At 42.2% G+C, this 18,104-nt stretch carries 16 protein-coding genes; 3 read left to right on the top strand and 13 right to left on the bottom strand.

Features of this window, described 5'->3' with window-relative positions; genetic code table 11:
* Positions 1-112: 112 nt before the first annotated feature.
* From RM544_RS02950 to RM544_RS02890, 13 genes are all read right to left on the bottom strand, one after another.
* Complete coding sequence (locus tag RM544_RS02950) at positions 113-466, bottom strand: cupredoxin domain-containing protein (protein WP_311360279.1); 354 nt, start codon at positions 464-466, stop codon at positions 113-115.
* 12 nt (positions 467-478) lie between these two features.
* On the bottom strand, positions 479-2,692 hold the full coding sequence (locus RM544_RS02945; protein ID WP_250883952.1) for a heavy metal translocating P-type ATPase: 2,214 nt from the start codon (positions 2,690-2,692) through the stop codon (positions 479-481).
* Positions 2,693-2,867: 175 nt separating this feature from the next.
* Positions 2,868-3,299: a MerR family transcriptional regulator gene (locus RM544_RS02940; protein ID WP_311360716.1), complete on the bottom strand. Its 432-nt coding sequence runs from the start codon at positions 3,297-3,299 to the stop codon at positions 2,868-2,870.
* Between the two features lie 95 nt (positions 3,300-3,394).
* Entirely contained in the window at positions 3,395-4,618 is a 1,224-nt protein-coding gene (locus RM544_RS02935; RefSeq protein WP_311360278.1) for an APC family permease, read from the bottom strand.
* 34 nt (positions 4,619-4,652) lie between these two features.
* Complete coding sequence (locus RM544_RS02930) at positions 4,653-5,006, bottom strand: hypothetical protein (RefSeq protein ID WP_214449588.1); 354 nt, start codon at positions 5,004-5,006, stop codon at positions 4,653-4,655.
* Between the two features lie 212 nt (positions 5,007-5,218).
* Positions 5,219-5,704 carry a YybH family protein gene (locus tag RM544_RS02925; protein WP_311360277.1) on the bottom strand — a complete coding sequence of 162 codons (486 nt, stop codon included), beginning with the start codon at positions 5,702-5,704 and terminating at the stop codon, positions 5,219-5,221.
* Positions 5,705-5,744: 40 nt separating this feature from the next.
* Positions 5,745-6,680 (bottom strand): copper resistance D family protein, encoded by a 936-nt coding sequence (locus tag RM544_RS02920; protein WP_311360276.1) that lies wholly within the window; start codon positions 6,678-6,680, stop codon positions 5,745-5,747.
* 12 nt (positions 6,681-6,692) lie between these two features.
* On the bottom strand, positions 6,693-7,097 hold the full coding sequence (locus RM544_RS02915) for a copper resistance CopC family protein (RefSeq protein ID WP_311360275.1): 405 nt from the start codon (positions 7,095-7,097) through the stop codon (positions 6,693-6,695).
* A 30-nt stretch (positions 7,098-7,127) separates the two neighbouring features.
* Positions 7,128-10,265, bottom strand: coding sequence for an efflux RND transporter permease subunit (locus RM544_RS02910; RefSeq protein ID WP_311360274.1), 3,138 nt, complete (start codon positions 10,263-10,265; stop codon positions 7,128-7,130).
* Positions 10,265-11,863, bottom strand: coding sequence for an efflux RND transporter periplasmic adaptor subunit (locus RM544_RS02905; protein WP_311360273.1), 1,599 nt, complete (start codon positions 11,861-11,863; stop codon positions 10,265-10,267). Before RM544_RS02905 ends, RM544_RS02910 begins: the two co-directional genes overlap by 1 nt.
* Entirely contained in the window at positions 11,860-13,218 is a 1,359-nt protein-coding gene (locus tag RM544_RS02900; RefSeq protein ID WP_311360272.1) for a TolC family protein, read from the bottom strand. Before RM544_RS02900 ends, RM544_RS02905 begins: the two co-directional genes overlap by 4 nt.
* Positions 13,218-13,742: a DUF411 domain-containing protein gene (locus RM544_RS02895; protein WP_311360271.1), complete on the bottom strand. Its 525-nt coding sequence runs from the start codon at positions 13,740-13,742 to the stop codon at positions 13,218-13,220. The genes RM544_RS02900 and RM544_RS02895 overlap by 1 nt, the downstream gene beginning before the upstream one ends.
* A 106-nt stretch (positions 13,743-13,848) precedes the next feature.
* The gene (locus RM544_RS02890; RefSeq protein ID WP_311360270.1) at positions 13,849-14,208 is read right to left on the bottom strand and encodes a hypothetical protein; all 360 of its coding nucleotides are present in this window, start codon (positions 14,206-14,208) and stop codon (positions 13,849-13,851) included.
* 264 nt (positions 14,209-14,472) lie between these two features.
* Here RM544_RS02890 and RM544_RS02885 point away from each other — a divergent pair, with 264 nt between their 5' ends.
* From RM544_RS02885 to RM544_RS02875, 3 genes are all read left to right on the top strand, one after another.
* On the top strand, positions 14,473-15,153 hold the full coding sequence (locus RM544_RS02885; RefSeq protein WP_311360269.1) for a heavy metal response regulator transcription factor: 681 nt from the start codon (positions 14,473-14,475) through the stop codon (positions 15,151-15,153).
* Complete coding sequence (locus RM544_RS02880) at positions 15,146-16,573, top strand: heavy metal sensor histidine kinase (protein ID WP_311360268.1); 1,428 nt, start codon at positions 15,146-15,148, stop codon at positions 16,571-16,573. Before RM544_RS02885 ends, RM544_RS02880 begins: the two co-directional genes overlap by 8 nt.
* A 492-nt stretch (positions 16,574-17,065) precedes the next feature.
* Positions 17,066-18,082, top strand: coding sequence for a Tn3 family transposase (locus tag RM544_RS02875; protein WP_311360267.1), 1,017 nt, complete (start codon positions 17,066-17,068; stop codon positions 18,080-18,082).
* Positions 18,083-18,104 lie beyond the last annotated feature (22 nt).

Genomic DNA, 18,104 nt, shown 5'->3' with positions numbered 1-18,104 from the left:
ATATTACGAATGAAAAAACCCCATCCATAAAATGCCTCCTTTTAGTTTCTGTTTAATATGTATCTGCTCTGCAATGTGCTTGTATATTGAAGAACGGATACAGCATCAAAAATCAGTCTACGATCAGTTCACCCGTGTACATTTTCATCTGACAATGAAATGCATGTCGACCTGGTTGCATCGCTGGGATTGATATATCTACTTTTTTATTCAACCTCAGTGTTGCGGCAATCTCTAAATCAGGTATATGCAATGATTCAGAGCATGGTGAAGAATCAGCTCTAAAAAATGTAATCGTTGATTCTTGATTGGCGGGTACTTTGATAACTGCCGGTTGATACACCCCATCCTTCACCAATACTTCTATCACTCCATCACTCATGTCAACCGATGATGATTTGTAAAGCCAAAACCACCATATAATCAAACCGATAACTCCCATGCCTGCAATATTTACCCACAACATAATTTTCTCCTTTTAATGATTTTTAGCTTTAAACAGGCGTAGACGGTTTGCATTGGTAACCACGGTCAATGATGAAAAGGCCATAGCCGCACCTGCAATAACAGGATTTAATAGCAAACCAAAAAATGGAAACAATACGCCTGCGGCAATGGGCACTCCTGCGACGTTGTAGATGAAAGCCCCGAATAGGTTCTGTTTTATATTCGCTAGCGTAGCTTTGCTTACTGCGATAGCATCTGCCAAACCATGTAGCGAGCCGCGCATGAGCGTTATGTCGGCACTTTCTATTGCCACATCGGTACCAGTGCCAATTGCGAAACCAACATTGGCGTGGGCTAAGGCCGGCGCATCATTAATACCGTCGCCAGTCATACCAACAATTTCACCTTCTTCTTGCAGCTCTGCGACTTTGTTCGCTTTATCTTCTGGCATAACTTCAGCCACGAATTCCTTGATACCTACCTTTTGTGCAATCGCTTGAGCCGTTAATCGATTATCTCCAGTGAGCATGACAATACGAATGCCATTTTTCTGAAGTCGCGCAATCGCAGCAATGGAATCGCTCTTTATTGGATCGGCAACCGATATGATCGCGGCCAAAGTATTGTTTATGGCAAAGTACATTGGTGTTTTGGCTTCTTGTGCAAACTCTTGCGCTTTTTCTATATATTGCTCAATGACAATACCTTTATCTTTCATCAGCTTTTCATTGCCAAATAATAGGGCTTTCCCTTCACATGATGCCTGCACACCTTTACCTGCAATTGAACGAAAGCCATCTACTTTCTTGGTATCAATTCCTTGCGCTTTGGCACTGTCGACAATCGCCATCGCCAAAGGGTGTTCAGAGCCAGCCTCAAGACTCGCGGCTAGCATCAAGACTTCTTTACGCGAGTAATTTTTTGTTAGTAACACGTCGGTAACCTTTGGCTCTCCCTCTGTGATGGTACCCGTTTTATCTAAAATCATCGTCGTGATCTTCGAGGCTGTTTGCAGCGCCTCGCCATTTCTAATTAATACACCGGCTTCGGCAGCTTTTCCCACGCCTACCATTACCGACATTGGCGTCGCTAGACCCAGAGCACAAGGACAAGCGATTATCAAAACCGTAGTCGCCGATACGATGGCAAAAACCAGAGCCGGTGATGGACCGAAATTCAGCCACGCCAGTGCACTAAGCACCGCAATAATCATAATAACGGGAACAAAATAGGCAGAAATAGCATCCGCTAAACGACCTATCGGGGGTTTAGAGTTTTGTGCTTTTTTTACCATATTGATAATTTGCGCTAAGGCAGTGTCTTTGCCTACACGAGTGGCTTGAAATACGATTGAACCTGATTTATTAATGGTGCCCGCTACAACCTTATCCCCTGCTTGTTTTTCTACAGGCATAGGCTCACCAGTTAACATAGACTCATCTATTGCAGTGTGACCTTCGACCACTTCGCCGTCGACAGAAATTTTTTCGCCTGGTCTAACCCGGATAAAATCTTTTAGCATTACATTTTCTATCGGTATATCGACATCATTTCCTCCTCGAACGACACGCGCTGTTTTGGCTTGAAGACCAATCAACCGTTTAATTGCCTCAGATGTTTTGCCTCTCGCCTTTATTTCTAGCGCTAAGCCAAGGTTGATTAACCCTATTATCATTGCAGTTGCTTCAAAGTAAACATGACGCGCCATTGTTGGCAATAACTCCGGAACGGCCACTACCACCATAGAATATAGCCACGCTGTGCCGGTACCTAAAGCGATGAGAGTATCCATATTCGCTGAATGATTCTTTAGCGAGTTGTAAGCCCCCACATAAAAGTGTTTACCAGAAAAATACATGACGGCTAACGTTGCCAGACCAATAGTAAACCAAACTAGGCGTTCACTATTTGTGTTGACCGTCATTTCTCCTATTACCAGCCCATAGATCATAAGCGGTACACCTAATAAAAGCGCGATTGTCATATCTCGCATGAGCTTTTTGTAATAGGCCCAATCAGCCTTATCCTTTTCATCAAGGGCTTCTTGCTCTGAGTCGCTGGTATCCACTTTTGCTCGATAACCCGCTATTTCAATCGCCGTAATAAGCGCAGCGCCCTGTACACTTCCTGTAACACTGACCGTTCGTTGTGCAAAATTCATTTCTGCTTTTGTCACGCCATTAACCGCGCGCAACGCCTTTTCAATTTTACTAACACAACTGGCGCAACTCGCTCCTTCAATCATTAGATGATGTATGGTTGTCTCTTGAGCTGTATAGATGTCGCTTGACGAATGTATGTTTTTATTTATTTTTGGCTCATTGGGTGTATTGTTTCGATTATGACAACATGACTTCGTGACTTCGTTTTCTCTATTTATTTGTTCATCACTCATAGCGTTTCCCCATTAATAAAAGTCATTATTGTGCCTGTTCGTTATCAATATTTGATAAATCGACATCTTCAATTAAATGGCAAATCACGTTATCACATGGCTCTTTGTCTGGTTTTTGATCCCATGTATCTACAGCGTTGCGCATTTTGTCTCGTAACTTAGCCATTTCAATAAACCGTTGTTCAGTTTCTGCCAGTCTTTTCTCAATCAACACCCTGACTGTTGGGCACGGCGTTTTGCCTTTATCGGATTCGGAAAATATCTGTTTGATATCCTCGATAGAAAAACCTAAATCGCGAGCACTCAGTATGAATCTAAGACGATTTTGTTGCTCTAGAGGATAAAACCTGTAGCCATTTTCACTTGACCTAGATGGTCGTAACAAATTTATTCGGGTGTAATACCTAATCGTATCCTTGTTAATCCCAAATGCGTCTGCTAACTGCTTTACTTGCATACTCATTATTCAAATACTCCGGTTGACAATAAACCTGTTCCTCACTCGCTAAAAAAAGCATAGGCCTGTGAGTTGCTCACAGGTCAAGTGATATTTTAGCTATGAGGTGCCGGCATAGACCAAACAATGACCAACACCAATAGCACAGACAATATAATTGTCCCCGCTAACGTTAACCAATCACGCCGTGTTTTATGCTTTCGTCCTGACAACAGACAGGTCGCAAGCACCGTTTGCGATAAGTAATAGAGCGCAAAGCCTTTGCTTGCTAAGTTTATGATCTCAAACACATTGCTGGTCCAAACAAGTACAATAGCGATACCAATGATTAACATGTAATAGACATTTGTTGAAAGACGCGCTTTTATCAGCTCTCTAAGTAAGCCACCGCCGCCGATTGTGTCTGCTAAAGCGGCACTAATTTGACTAGTGGTTGCTGCAATAAGAAGTAAAAACGGTAGGATCCATATCGCTTGGCCAAGCGTCTGGCTAATGGTTGTTTCACTTAATTCAACGATGGGGTATACATTGAATAAGGGGCAGGTTAATCCAATAAACACTAGGTAAATGACGGTCGCAATGCCTTGAGCATATTTTACTGCCATTATGCGCTGGTAAGCCGAATATTCAGCGCCCATAAATCTTGCCGTTTCAAAACCTTGAGTGACCATCAACATACCCGCCAAGATACTTAAGGTTTCAACAAGACCGATAGCATTGAGCGCTTCATGCTGAAACCATGTCGCGCCACTTGACATGTCAAATGTCAGCAATGCAACAAGTACTCCCACTATAATCGCTAACTTGATTGTGACCGCATAGAGCTCTATTACTTCAAGCCCTTTAGCTCCTCTTAGCCACGCAATAAACATTATAAATAGTAAGGCTAGACTGGTGGCTACCTTTATCACGGTATCATCAGTAACGCTTATTCTTTCAAACACAAATGATGCGAATAGACTAATATAAAAGGCGACTGAAATAGCATACGCCGCCCCTAAAAACCACTGTCCAATATATTCTAATTTAGCAATGCCTCCATTAGGATAGTCTTCCAAATGCGGCTCAGCGTGAGCGATGTTAAACCGAATGACACCACCTAAACAATATGCAAGAGCAGATAACAACACGATCCCCAGTAATGCCCACTTCCCCATAACAGAATGAAGCAGCGGTGCAACAATTAAAAAGCCACTGCCAATGATGGAGGCAAGAGGTGTCACAGTTGCTCGCCACTGTGGCGACAACCTGACGCGGTTGTTAAATAAGCCCCAACCAACAATCAACGTCGATATGATCGCAACACTGTTTAAGAGCATGCCGTTTTCCACTAGATATACTGCCTCTGCGTGCTTATTTAGCGTTGAACTCTACAATGTCATTTGGCATGACTTGACCGCTCACAATCGTTGCATTGGCAAAATGTTCATCCTTCGTATTCCCCAAACGCACTTTACCCACATATTCTCTGGAATAGCCTGATTCACCTTCGGTGATCACATTGTCATCGTATACCGCTCGGTACACGTCATATACTTTGTTTTGCTCTAGATTGCTGGTATCTGCGACACACACAACAAGTTCGCTTCCTTTGGCTGTGACGACTTGTCCACTCATGATGTAATCGTGATACAACTGGCTAGCACACCCGCCTAGCAAAAATAAAGATACGGTTAATACCGTGAGTAGCTTAGTGATGTTTTTCATAGTTTTTTCCTTGTTAATATACTGACAAATAACGTTGCGATTGAATTGTGAACAGGCTCACAACCCATATGGTAAGCTTACTTTTTAGCTGATATCTCAACATGATCTACATCAATAAAAATCGGCTATTGCATTACCGTTTGATTACAATTATGTAATAGAAACAATGCTATATAAATTTAATTGCGTTAAAAAGGGAGTGTAATGCACGCTTAATTAGACCAATGAATGTGTGAAATTTTCCATTGACTATCTCGTTTAATAAGCGTGATAGTTTCATTACTTGCTCTATCAATGCTTTTTCCCTTATATGTGCCAGTCAATTGGCTTCTTGAAAAAGAGGTTGCTATGCCATCGTACTCATGAACATGGTGTTCAATTAGGTCAATTTGCATGGCTTGTAAGTATTTAATGTCTGACAACATATGATGGCTTGCATATTCTTTCGCGCTTCGTTCAACACCTTGCCCTTCAAAAATCAGAACGTTATCAACGAGCAGGTTTCGAGCAGTCTCAACATCACCGGTTTCAAGTGCTTTGTGAAAGGCAAGTACAGTTTTTGCAGCTGTTGTTTCAGTCCCAGTAAACATAGATGCTATAGCTTCATTATGAGTATCACCGTCATGCGAAAAAGCGAACGGACTCATAGCAACAATGGCGACAAATGCCAAAAGGCCCTGATGAATTGTGTTTTTCATTTTTGTTTCCTCTTCGATAGATGTTGTTTAATTAAACAAGTTAACTCGCTAGCATTGGCGGGCCCATCGCTGTTGTGACCACGCTAGTAACGAGTAAAATTAAAAAACCCACAAACGTTTCAATCATGATGGAACGTCGTAATGCGACGGCGCCATCTTCTCGACTCAATATGCGTGGCACCAATACGAACTTATGAGCCACGGCAAACAGGAGAAGCAATAAGACCAAGGCTATTTTGAGTATAAAAACTTGTCCATAGCGGCTTGAATACAGGCTTTCTAATGTAGGCACAAACTGAATGAGCATAGATACAGCGGCAGCCACTAAAATAGCGACGCCCCAAACTGCAAATCGACCAAAACGTTCCATAACAACATGCAATGCTTCCCCCTCAAATATGTAGGTCGCGCGCACTAATGGTATTAGCGCACCTAACCATGCAAACGACATAGCTACATGCAGAGTGATAAGCGAGACGCTGCCAAATATGAGTGTATTAGTGTGTCCAGATAACGTAAATGAGGTGCTCAAGCCAATAATGACGAGCAATGTTAGTGTGCCAAATATCCATTGGTTTAACTTGCTCGTCAGAAATAATGGACGAATTAATATCAGAGTCAAAAGTGCAAAAGATAGACCGAACGCGATTGCTCTAGTCATCGTGAATGTGCCAACAGAGCTAGCCCACATCATGTTGAGCATGATGGGGTCGAACATGCCTTTTACACCATTTTCTGCAAGGTTGCCTGTTTGTACAAAAAAATCGACAACATTAGCAATGAAACCAATAATGACCAATACCATTGCGACTTTGCATATAGTCTGTCGCCAACGCATTGCAGCGTTGTCAACATTCTCAAGCGAAGCCGGCGGGATATAGAGATACACGCAAATAATGCTAAATGCTCCGCTTATCCCCAAATACACCAGAAACTTGTTGAGTACTAGCAGCCCTATCCAAATTCCTGATGTCATGGGAATTCCTATTTAATGATTACTATGGTCGCTGTGATCCATCTTTTTATGTTTCATCTCTTTCATGTTGCCAGCAGCATGGACCATAAATGAAAAGTCTCCTTTCATCTTATGACCGTCTACTCCCATAATTGTCCATGACGCTTTGTAAGAGCTAGGCATTAACTGGGGCAAGTCATAGCTAAATGTTTTACTCGCCTCCATTGAGGGGGCGAATTCAAAATCAACCTTTTCACTTTTGCTGTTCAATATAGATAAGTTAACCAAACGAACTTCGTCAGCAAATGCCACGGCAATGGTCTCTGGGCTCTTCATTAACATAGCATTATCTTTGGGTATTGAAGACGTGATCCCAGTATGCGCTAACGCTGACAGACTGCTCATTGTGATAAGAAGCGTTACGATAAATTTTTTCATGTATTAATCTCTCTTTTGTAAAGTTACGGGTTAAATGTTTTTAGCTAATTGGTGTATTTGCTTTTTTTTCCACAACAGATAAATGGCGGGTAAAACAAGTAGCGTGAGTAGCACTGCACTCATCATTCCGCCTACCATTGGCGCGGCAATCCGACTCATGACCTCTGCCCCTGTTCCTGTTCCATATAAAATGGGTAGCAAACCAAGAATGATGGCTAAAGCCGTCATCATGACAGGCCTAACGCGCAGTCCTGCGCCGTGCAATATAGCTTCTGTTAACTGTGCATCGCTCGGTATTACATTTTGTTCTTTGCAGCGCGTAATTAGCGCGTTATATTCCTGGTTCAGGTAGACCAACATGATCACACCTATTTCAACTGCAACGCCAGCGAGTGCTATAAAACCGACCCCTACGGCTACCGAAAAGTTGAACCCCTCCAGATACATTAACCAAATGCTACCAACCATCGCCAAAGGCAAAGTGCCCATGATAATGGCCACTTCAGTAATGTTTCTAAAGTTGAGGTACAACAGAATGATAATAATGGCCAGCGTCAGTGGCACAACGTAGGTGAGTTTTTCTTTGGCGCGTTGCATATACTCATATTGACCAGACCACGTTATGGAGTAGCCAGCAGGCAATACTAACTGCTCACTCACGGCTTGCTGAGCTGACACCACATAACTGCCAATATCCACGCCATCAATATCCACAAACACCCAGCCATTTAGGCGTGCATTTTCACTTTTTATGCCGGGAGGGCCATCCTCTATGTACACATCTGCTACATCTGCAAGCGCAATACGCTTTCCTTGCGGTGTCACAATCGGCAATAAAGATAGTGCTTGTGGGGATGAGCGATATGATTGAGGATAGCGCACGTTGACCGGATATCTCTCAAGCCCTTCAACACTTTGCGTGACATTCATACCGCCAATGGCACTGGATACAACTGACTGAATATCTGCAATGTTAAGGCCATAGCGCGCAGCTTTATCGCGCTGTATGTCAACCTTTACATAGCGCCCGCCTGCCACTCGTTCCGAATAAACAGAGGCTGTCCCTTTGACTTCAGAAAGAATTGTTTCGATTTGCTGGCCAATGGCTTGTATTTCGCCAAGCTCCGGCCCTCCAATCTTTATACCTACCGGTGTTTTGATTCCGGTGGCCAACATATCAATCCTAGTTTTAATAGGCATTACCCAAGCATTTGTGAGCCCTGGAAAGTCAATTAGGTTATCAAGTTCTTTTATCAAATCTTCAGTAGTTAGCCCCTTACGCCATTCATCGTGGGGCTTTAATTGTATGAACGTTTCAATCATCGTCAAGGGCGCGGGATCGGTGGCAGTTTCCGCACGTCCCACTTTACCGAACACCGTTTCTACTTCGGGCACGGTATAAATAAGCTTATTAGTTTGTTGCAGCAACTCCCTTGCTTTACCGATGGATATGCCAGCATATGTGGTGGGCATATACATTAAATCACCTTCGTCAAGCGGCGGAATAAATTCGCTGCCAATTTTATTGACCGGCCAAAAACCAATGACTAGCACAACTAATGCGCCAACAAGTGTCAGCTTTGGAAAGCGCAGCACGGTTTTTAACGATGGTATGTACAACCAAGACAAGCCCTTATTGACGGGGTTTTTATGCTCTGGCAGCACTTTTCCTCTAATAAAATACCCCATTAATACTGGTACTAGTGTTATGGCAAGTGCTGCGGATGCAGCCATTGCATAGGTTTTTGTGTACGCTAAGGGGGAAAACATCCGGCCTTCTTGCGCTTCCAGCGTAAACACTGGGACAAAGCTGACTGTAATAATAAGAAGGCTAAAAAATAACGCTGGGCCAACCTCCACAGCCGAGTCAACGACAATTTGCCATCGGTTTTCTTTAGTAAGTGGCGTTCGCTCCATGTGTTTGTGCATGTTTTCAATCATAACTATGGCACCGTCAATCATCGCGCCAATAGCAATGGCAATCCCCCCTAGCGACATGATGTTGGCATTGATCCCTTGAAAATACATGACGATGAACGCCACGAGAATACCAACCGGTAGACTCACAATTGCTACTAGCGATGAACGAACATGAAATAAAAAGGCGATACATACGACGGCAACCACAGCAAACTCTTCCAATAACTTGAAACCAAGATTATTGACTGCGCGTTCAATCAAAGCAGACCTATCATAAACTGTCACCACTTCAATACCGTCTGGCAAACCTTTTTTAAGTTCCTCAAGCTTAGCTTTTACCCCGTCAATGGTTTTTTGCGCGTTTTCGCCATAACGCATCACAACTATTCCACCAACAGTTTCACCTTCTCCATTTAACTCAGCAATGCCACGGCGCATTTGTGGTCCTAATTGCACGTCAGCAATATCTTTGACCAACAATGGCGTGCCATTGTTGTTTACGCCCAAGGGAATAAGCTCTATGTCTCGTTTATTTTCGATGTACCCGGTAGCACGAACCATATATTCGGCTTCAGCCATCTCAATAACCGATGCGCCAACCTCTTGATTACCGCGCTTAATGGCCATTTGAATATGAGAAAGGGGTATGCCATAGGCTCTGAGCTTCTCAGGATCCACTCTGACCTGATACTGCTTAACCATCCCGCCTATCGAAGATACTTCTGATACGCCAGAAACTGTCTGTAACTCGAATTTTAAAAACCAGTCTTGTAAACTGCGCAACTGACTAATATCGTGTTGGCCCGTTCTATCGACTAAGGCATAAAGATACACCCAACCCACACCCGTAGCGTCTGGTCCTAGTTGAGGCCTAGCATTTTCAGGTAAATTAGGAGCAACTTGGGATAAGTATTCGAGTACGCGGCTTCGTGCCCAGTACAAATCCGTATCGTCATCAAAAATGATGTAGACATAAGAGTCACCAAAAAATGAGTAACCTCTCACGGTTCTGGCACCAGGCACTGATAGCATCGCGGTAGTAAGAGGATAAGTTACCTGATCCTCAACAACTTGAGGTGCCTGTCCAGGGTAGCTTGTTTTAATAATCACTTGCACATCTGACAAATCAGGTAGTGCGTCTACTGGTGTGTTTTTTACAGCGACCAAGCCTCCACCAACAATGATTATGGTGATAAGCAATACAAAAAATCGATTGGTGACAGACCACCTAATAATGGCTGCAATCATTAGTACTGTCCTCCGTGACCTGAATGATCCATCTCTTTATCTGCATTGTCTGTGCCCATCGAGTGACCAGAATGATCCATGCCCTCCATATTTTCCATATCGTCCATATCGTCCATACCTTCCATGTGCATCATGTTGCCGTCTTCATCCACAATATGGATTTCTGTAATTAAGTAATCACCTAGATCTGCCTTTGTAATTTGTAAATGCAATGACATGCCAGGCATTAACTTGCTAATGTCTAAATCTTGGTCAACAAAAAAATCCATTGTCATTTCAGGCCAACCCCATTCGTCGATTGCCGCATGATCAAGATTCACCATATTATGCTCTGCCATCACACTATTGACAGTTGCGGTAGTCCATACCATAGATGGCATAGATTCGGCCTCTTCCATTCGTTTAAAATCAGAAGAAATGCTGCTTTCAGAATCTAATAAGAATTGAGCAGAAGTGACGACAACATCATCGTCTCTCAGACCGCTTAAAATCTCCGTGTATTCATTGACGATATTACCAACCTTGACTTCGATAGATTTAAAGCGCCCCTCACCTAAAGCAATTACCACTCTGTCTTGCTTTCCAGTGCGAATAACCGCTTCAGTGGGAACCAAAAGGTTTTCATCATCCAGATCGGAATGGATGGTGACTTGTGCAAACATATTGGGTTTCAAGAAATACTCGGGATTGTCAAAACGTAATCTCGCTTTAAGCGTTCTTGTGTCTTTGTCTAATGTTGGGTAAACATAATCAACTTCACCCTGCCACACTTTTTCTGGCAAATACTCAAGCGTCATGGTGACCGCTAAGCCTTTCTCTATCTGGTTCGACTGACGTTCAAATACCTCGGCATCCACCCATACTTCATCTAACGCGCCAATAGATAATATCGTCACACCAGGTTTAACATAAAAGCCTTGTCTGATATTCAGATTATCGACAAAGCCTGTTTGAGGGGCGGTAAACGTGATGGTTTGTTGAACTTTACCGGTTTGCTTGAGTTGGTTAACCGCTTGAGCTGGCATTTGAAGCGCTTCAAGCCGAGAGGTAGCTGCCTGCAGTAGATTGACGTTATTGCGGTTTCGAGCAAGCAGAAATTCCTCCTGCGCATTCACTAACTCAGGTGAATAGAGTGCGTATAAAGGCTCACCTTTTTTAACGTATTCGCCAGCTGCTTTGACATATAATTCGTCTATCCAACCTTCAACACGTGGGTGAATATGCACAAGCGTGTCTTCATTGTATTGCACATAACCTACCGTTCTAATTGGCACATGTAAGCTTTTTCTTTGCACAGATGCCGTTCGCACACCTAGGTTATTTTCTACATTTGGATGTATTGTGACGGTGCCAGGACTCTCATCCATGCCCCCATCATCATATACCGGCACAAGATCCATTCCCATTGGTGATTTACCGGGTGCGTCTCTTCTATAGTTCGGATCCATAGGGGCGACCCAATATAAGGGGGCGTTGCTATCGGCATTGTCGGCATTTGCTGCGCTATCGCCTGAATGGGGCAAGATAAACGTATAAGTCAATGCAGTTAGCACCGCTCCAGCGATGAGTCCAATGGCCAGTGTACTTGTATTTTTCATGAGTTGTCTCCAATGCGATGAGTAACGTCTTGACCATCGCTAAAAAAATAGTTGAGTTGTGATCGCGACTTGAGTAAGTCAATATCAATGTTCAATGCGTCAATTCTGGCATTCAGATCGGCTATTCTTGCTCTTACTACTTCAGCAAAATCACCATCATCATTAGTATATGCCGTTAAAGAAGCCTCAGCTTGCTCGCTCATTTGAACCAAAATATCCGTTTGATAAAGTGTTTCGCGCTGCAAAAGCCTTAAGTGAGCAGCATATGCAGATTGCAGTTGAGATAGCAGCGATCTAATGGCTAATCTCTTTTCTGTCTTTATCGCCTCAGTTTGACTAATCGCTGCGGAGACGTCCTGATCTTGTTTGTTGCTGGTAAATAAGGGCACGTCAAATGAGATACCCACCGAGATAAAATCAGCTCGGCTACGTTCTAACTGATCGTCGGCTCTATATGCATAACTTGCGTTTACACCCCATTGTGGCTTGTATTGCTGCTTTGCTAAATCAATACCTGTTTTACTGGCTCTTATTTTTTGCTCAATCGCCAAAACATAAGGGTGCGCCACCAATAAATTGGCTAAGCTTTGCGCATCGTGACTGTTTAGCGCTTGTTCAGCATCTACATACAAAGGTTTAATTGATGGCGTTGCAGCAGGTAGAGAAACCATTTGCCTATATCGCATTTGATTAGATGTCCAAGCCGTATCATCTGATAACCATTCAAGCAATTCAGCAAGTGCTTGCTCTTTTTGGGAATGCAATTTAGTCAGTCGGTCATCAAGCCTTGTTAGCTCGAGCTGAGCGCGAACGATATCTTGTTGCCTTACTTTGCCGACCGCTGACGAGTAACTCGCTTGGGCGACGTCGCCGAGCTGTTCAAATAAAGCACGGTCTTGTTCAATAAGTGATATTGTCTGTTGAGCCCGATAAATCTCAAGCCACTTAAGAGAAACCGCCAATGTTGTTTTCGCGATTCGATCTTTGCGCATGATTGGGTGTTGCTTCGCGAGTTCTTCAAGTTGTTTGCGCTTAATATCCAAACTATCACCGCGGGGAAACATCTGCGATACGCCTGCTTTCAGTTGTGTCATTGGTTCTTGATCAAAAGCAAAACCATCTGTTGGCAGGTTCGCCAGTCCAATCGATACCACAGGATCAGGAAGCGAAGAGGCAGACACACTATTCGAGAGTAACGCGTCTTCTCGATATTGACTTCCCTTCAACCATGGATCTTGCTTAATTGCTGCTGTAATTGCTTCCTCTAGTGTTAGAATGTCAGCTTTATTTGCAAAGACGTTATGACTTAGCATCAGCATGATTAATGTTGATAAAAAAGCGATACGATATTTCATTAAAATTGCTCCTCATAACTGGCAATTTCTGCATATACCGATGAGCTTCCGTCTTCTTTTAATAGCAATATTTGGTATGGCATAAAGCGGTCGTCAACCTCCATCCCTGGCGTTCCGACTGGCATGGCGGGGACAGATAGTCCTATGCTATCTTTTGGCACGTCGGCTAAGAACTGTTTGATGTACTTTGCCGGTACATGCCCTTCAAACACATAACCATCATTTGACTCTGCCGTATGACAAGACCGATAATTTGGGGCTATCCCTCTGTCCTCTTTTATGTCCGACATAAACGTAATGTTTCTTGCACTCACATCAAAGCCATGGTCTTCGGCATGATTAATCCATTTTTGGCAGCAGTTACAGGTTCTGCTTTTGTAAACCGTTAGCTCGATGGCGGCAGGTTTGGAAATGTATTCACCTTGTTCAGTCGCCTTGTTGTTAGCGGCATCTGAACAGGCCGTTGTTAGAAGAACAGCAGCGATTAATGATGCCTTTACGGGCAATAGTATTGAAAATTTCATATATCTTTCCTCTCAAAAAAAGAAAAAGTGTGTTTAATAATTTGGATTTGGTTATTTATCTTAACGATAAGCGAATGCAGCTCGCGATATTTGTCGCGACTGCAAGTTATGATATGTAGAGAGGAGTTTTTGGAGGGCGCTGTATCGGATGGAGAAACGCTTTTTTAATTGAGGGCTCAATTGATTTAAACTGTATCGCGGTATAGTCAGGCAAACCGTTTAATCTGCTGTCTACTAGCACGGCGACGATGAGTAAGCCCATCGGGCAACAACAGTCCTTTGGACAGCAGTCTTCACTATTTTCATCCACTGCCATGTTGTCAAAATGAGAACCACTCATAGACATTTCAGACATCATATTATGTTCCTGCATACATGGCATTTCAGAAGACACAGCGAACGCCTCTACCCCTTGCGATAGTAGCAATATGATAACAACACTGATGTGAACGAAACGAGTAAGCAATCTACACCTTCTATATAGCGTAAGGACACATAATACAAACGACGACTTTTCAAATAAAAAGCGTGTTATTCAAACGACTGCAAGATAATATCAACTCAACCTGACAAGACGATTACACATAGATTACATTTCTGTCATCTGATGTTTATTCAACAAATTAGTCCTTTATACTATCGGCATGAGCCGATGTTTACGGTCAGTTGTGCATTCGCTCGATATTTTCCAAAGAGTTGCACAGAAATAGCGGATACAAATGGAGCAAGCATGAAAATACTAGTGGTAGAAGACGAAGTGAAAACCGGCGACTATATTAAACAAGGCTTGTCAGAGGCGGGGTTTGTTGTTGAGTTAGTCAGAAATGGACTTGATGGTCATCACAAAGCAATGACGGGAAACTTTGAACTCGTGATACTGGACGTGATGTTACCTGATATAGATGGTTGGAAGATAATGAGTTCATTGAGGGAGGCCGGTAACCATACGCCAGTACTGTTTTTAACCGCAAGAGACAGTGTTAAGGATAAAGTAAAGGGATTAGAATTAGGCGCGGACGACTATTTGGTCAAACCCTTTGCGTTTGCTGAACTCCTTGCAAGAGTGCGCTCTTTAGTAAGGCGCACGATAGCAGCCCCCACAAATATACTCGCAATTGCCGACTTACAGCTAGATATTCCCTCTCGTATTGCCACAAGGGCGGGCAAAACCATCAACCTAACCACTAAAGAGTTTACATTGTTAGAGCTTATGGTTAGACGACAAGGTGAAGTATTACCCCGTTCTCTCATTGCTTCACAAGTATGGGATATCAATTTCGATAGTGATACCAATGTTATTGATGTTGCTATTCGCCGGTTGCGCGCCAAAATCGATGATGACTTTCCAGTGAAACTTATCCAAACCATCCGTGGTATGGGCTACAAAATTTCAGCGGCTAATAATGAATAAGGTGTTTCGCGTCCCAAACTCACTTGCATTTCGCTCTACGATACTAGTCGGTTTTGCGGTGGTGGTATGCTTAACAATTATGCATGAGATTGTGGTGCGTTCAATAGAGCAACATTTTACTGAACAAGATGCTGGAGAACTTAACGAAGTATTTGTTGCTGTTAATAAGCAACTCGCGGAGTCAGGCTTACAAAAAACATCTCCAGCAGACACACTTGAAGATGCAGTATCAGGGCATCATGGAGTTTATTATCATGTGGAGAGCGCAATGGGAGACGTACTTTATACCAGCAAAGAAGTCGATTTTAGCTTCTACCCAGAATATGCGCGGACATATACATCTGTTAAACCAGAGCATCTGCTGCTATTTAAAGATTCTCAGCATATGTTCCGAGCGACAAAACTAAATGCAACCATTTTAATAGATAATGTCGAAACCAATTTCAGTGTAATAGTTGCGTCTAACATGGAATTCCATATGACGTATATGGATGAATTTAAGAAAACGCTGTGGTTAATTACCTTGTGTGCTGCCGTGATCACTATTTTAGCCGCTAGGTTCGCCATATATAGAGGCCATTCTCCACTGCGAAAACTAAGCCGAAAAATAGAAACAATATCAGCTGACCATCTAGACGCAAGGATCAGTTCAGAAGAGGTGCCAATGGAGCTACTCACTTTAGTTGATTCGTTCAATGTTATGCTGCAAAAACTCGAAGATGGTTTTGTTCGCTTATCTTTTTTCTCAGCCGACATAGCCCATGAACTGCGCACGCCCATTACTAATTTGACCACACAAACTCAGGTGATGTTAAGCAGACCTAGAAGTAACGAACAATATACAGAAATGCTCTACTCTAATCTTGAAGAATTCGACCGTATGACGAAAATGGTCAGCGACATGTTACTACTTGCGCAAACTGAGCATGGCTTAATAAAACCAAACAAAGAAAACATTGATGTTAATAGTGAAATTAAAGACTTGCTAGAATACTTCGAACTCCTTGCTGATGAAAAAAATATAAGCTTACAGTTAGCTGGCCCAACCGTTACAGTTAATTGTGATAGAACTATGCTTCGACAAGCGTTAAGTAACCTAATATCCAATGCAGTCAGATATTCGCCAGTTGATAACGACATTGTAATTGAAACCAAAGAAACCTCAGAACGGGTATCGATATCGGTTATTAACCAAGGTGAAACGATTTCTAAAAAACATTTAGCTAGGTTATTTGACCGATTTTACAGAGCTGACCCCTCTCGCAAAAGAGATGGGCAGGGAGCCGGACTTGGATTAACAATTGCTAAATCAGTAATTAGAATTAATGGTGGTGATATTTTGGCAACGTCTTCAGAAAACGAAATAACATTTACCATCACATTTTCAAAATCCACAAGAACTAGTCTTGCTCCGGTTTAATTGACATTCAGCTTGCAAAAGAATGCTAAACAAAATTAGTGCTGTTTAATTTAGGACTCCTTTGAAAAAGGCCAGATCGTGCGATATTAATTTGAACGTCTACAATATAATTGTCTAATAATGATGTTTGTAATTTATTGGGCGAAGTAACATTCGAAGCTGCTATTTTTTTTAGTGTTTCCATTACTTTCAGTTGTCTTTATATTTTTTCATCTAAATTACCGTCTTTTTTTTCGTCTATTTTACGCTATTTGTCGAAACCAATGTTTTGACTGGTCTTACTTCTTCAGGAAAATCTCTAAAACCCCAAATTAGTAGGACAAAACTACCACTTAAACTCGAATAAATTTGAGTTTAAGTATTAAACTGAAACTTATTAATATTCTGAAAAGTTGGAGATGTTTAATCTGGCGCTCAAGATTTAAGAAGCACCTGTAAAATTAGAACCGATTCACACTTAAGGTAGATATTGAAGAATTGGTGATCCTAACTGTGGGAAGATCAACCATATATAATGAAAATGATGGCAGACTACATTCAAGTAGCGATGGTAAGAAAGTTGTGGTTAACGTGAACTCACTGCTTGCAAATGATTCATACAAATATTACGGCAAAGAACAAGGGATAAGCGTTAATAGTTTTCTTGACGAAAAGCAGTCATTTTTTCATGTCAATGTTTTAACGTCATCAGATCGCGAGGCGCCTTATGTCCTCGAAGGACTAGTTTCATCAAAACATGCATTGATGCAAGGCGATATAGAGGAGCACTTTCATAGCACCGACACGCATGGTTATACTGAAGCTGTGTTTGCGGGTTTGCATTTCATGGACGTGTCTTTTGCACCACGCATTAAGAATGTTCATCATCAGACTCTTTATGCTTATGAGTCTAAAACAACATGCAAATACTCTGGTTCGCCATTAGCGCCAAAGAGGCAAATCAATAAGAAACTTATATTGGAAAATTGGGATGATATATTGAGGCTTATTGCGTCTATGAAGTTGAAGCGCTGCAGTGCTTCACAAATGTTAAAAATGTTAAAAATGTTAACCAGTAGTGAGCGAGACAACACACTATATCAAGCCTTTAAAGAATTCGGACGCTTGCTAAAGACCCACTTCATTTTAAACTATGTAGACGATGAAGCGCTCAGGCAAAATATTCAAAAGCAGCTTAACAGAGTAGAGTTAGGCCAAAAACTTGCTGACAAAGTACTGTTTGGAAGAAATGGTAAGTTACAAGTCGGTCTGCAGGACGAGATTCAATTGGTCATGGCCAGTAATACCTTGTTACGCAATATGATTATTCTATGGAACTACTTATTTTTGTCTGACTATTGTTTGTCTCTTGATTCACATGATGAACGTATGAATGTCATTGAATCAATATCGACTGGCTCTGTTATCGCTTGGGCGCACATTAACTTTATGGGTATTTATGAATTTAACCCAGTTGTGCGAAGCCAATTTGGGTCTACATTAAAGCAGATGAGAGACGTATCAATTTAATTTTTGCAATATAAGCCATTTT

Origin of the sequence: Brumicola blandensis, from assembly GCF_031846165.1 — a bacterium.
In the GTDB taxonomy this organism is placed as follows: Bacteria; Pseudomonadota; Gammaproteobacteria; order Enterobacterales; family Alteromonadaceae; genus Glaciecola; species Glaciecola blandensis.
The sequence above is the reverse complement of the archived record's forward strand: the minus strand, read 5'-3'. Positions and strand labels throughout refer to the sequence as shown.